The organism is Firmicutes bacterium HGW-Firmicutes-1, assembly GCA_002841625.1.
GTDB lineage: Bacteria > Bacillota > Clostridia > Lachnospirales > Vallitaleaceae > HGW-1.
In genome coordinates, this window is the sequence record PHAG01000030.1 from 1 (window position 1) to 1,497 (window position 1,497).

The 1,497-nt window shown below is 33.5% G+C and carries 2 protein-coding genes; both read left to right on the forward strand.

The genetic code is table 11. The annotated features are described in order from the left end of the window. A partial coding sequence (locus tag CVU84_17610) for an IS91 family transposase (protein PKM93091.1) occupies nucleotides 1-1,197 on the forward strand: 1,197 nt, incomplete at its 5' end. 24 nt (nucleotides 1,198-1,221) lie between these two features. Further along, nucleotides 1,222-1,458, forward strand: coding sequence for a hypothetical protein (locus tag CVU84_17615; protein ID PKM93092.1), 237 nt, complete (start codon nucleotides 1,222-1,224; stop codon nucleotides 1,456-1,458). Nucleotides 1,459-1,497: the final 39 nt, after the last annotated feature.

A 1,497-nucleotide genomic window follows, 5' to 3' on the forward strand; every position in this document is an offset into this window, starting at 1 on the left:
TTTTATATTGTTTCTTTAATGAATTTCTGGTATAACATTATTGGTGATGTTATGAATAGTAAATCTTTTAAAATAAAAGATATTTTTGCAGACCGTTGGGATGATTTTGTTGCTTTAGGTTATCCCCTTCGTCCCGCTATTTTACATAACGTTAATAAAATCATTGATTGTGGTGATCCCTCCTTGGGTCATGCCCTTTATTTTTGTGACCACTGTGGCAGAATCAAGCATGTTCCCTTTACCTGTAAAAGTCGTTTTTGTAATTCTTGTGGTGCCAAATATATTCAAGATAGAGCTGCTTCTATATCTTCCAAACTTATTCAGTGTGAACATCGTCACATCGTTTTCACCATCCCTAAAGAACTTCGCCCTTTTTTTCGCAAAAATCGTTCCTTACTTCATCTTCTTTTTCATGCTTCTGCTGCAACTATTCATGCTTGGTTTTATTCCATTAATAAATCTGAATCCTTCAAACCTGGTTTCATCTCTACACTTCACACTTTTGGCCGTGACCTTAAATGGAATCCGCATATTCATATGCTTATTACTGAGGGTGCTTCTGGTAATAAAACTGTTTGGCGTAAAATACCTCACATCCCTTTCTCTATGCTTCGCAAACGTTGGCAAGCTACTTTACTTGACTTACTACATCGTCATCTAGGAGATTCTTTTTATAAATTTAAGACTTCCTTATTCAAAACTTATCCTTCTGGCTTTTATGTCTATGCTAAATCTAACATGCTTTCTAATTCTGTTGATTCAATTAAATATATTATTAGGTATACTGGCAGACCAGCTATGGCTCAGTCCAGAATTCTTGATTATGATGGCGAATTCGTAACTTTTTTTTATAATCGTCATGAAGATAATGAAAAAGTAATTGAAAAGATACATGTCTTTGATTTTTTTAAACGTCTAATAGTTCATATTCCTGATGAGCAGTTTAAAATGATTCGTTATTACGGCTTATATGCCAAAAAACATAAACATTCTTCTAAGCTATTTTTACTTATGACTGCATCTAAACGTAAATTTTTCAAACAAAATTCTCATTGGCGTGCACGTCTACTTCTTCATTTTGGTATCGATCCACTCAGGTGCCAATGTGGTAATACAATGAAACTTCTAAATATTTTTGCTACTTCTAAAACCCACCTTCTTGATAAACCGCCTCCTCAGCTTTATAATAGTGCTTAGCATAATTATGGAGGTTAATTAATAATGAATATTTTAGAAGGCTTTACTAAAAATGATGATCTCGTTGAATTTATCTGTACTAAATGTAACTACTCTTTGTGGGTTCCGCGTTTCATTGTAGAAGAATTAGAGCAAGACAATATTTTTGATGGTCTAGATCCATCAACACCACCACAACCAGATTGCCAAGTTTGTGATGGTACCATGACACCTAAATCTTATATTGGTGTTCAGGGTATAAAGTTCGAATATAATAAATAATTTTTTCTTGAGTATATCCAAGGTTTATTTTTTATGCCC

Bases quoted from the DNA above. Each gene is read 5' to 3' on its own strand.
- CVU84_17615 (PKM93092.1), top strand. From the start codon at position 1,222: ATGAATATTTTAGAAGGCTTTACTAAAAATGATGATCTCGTTGAATTT.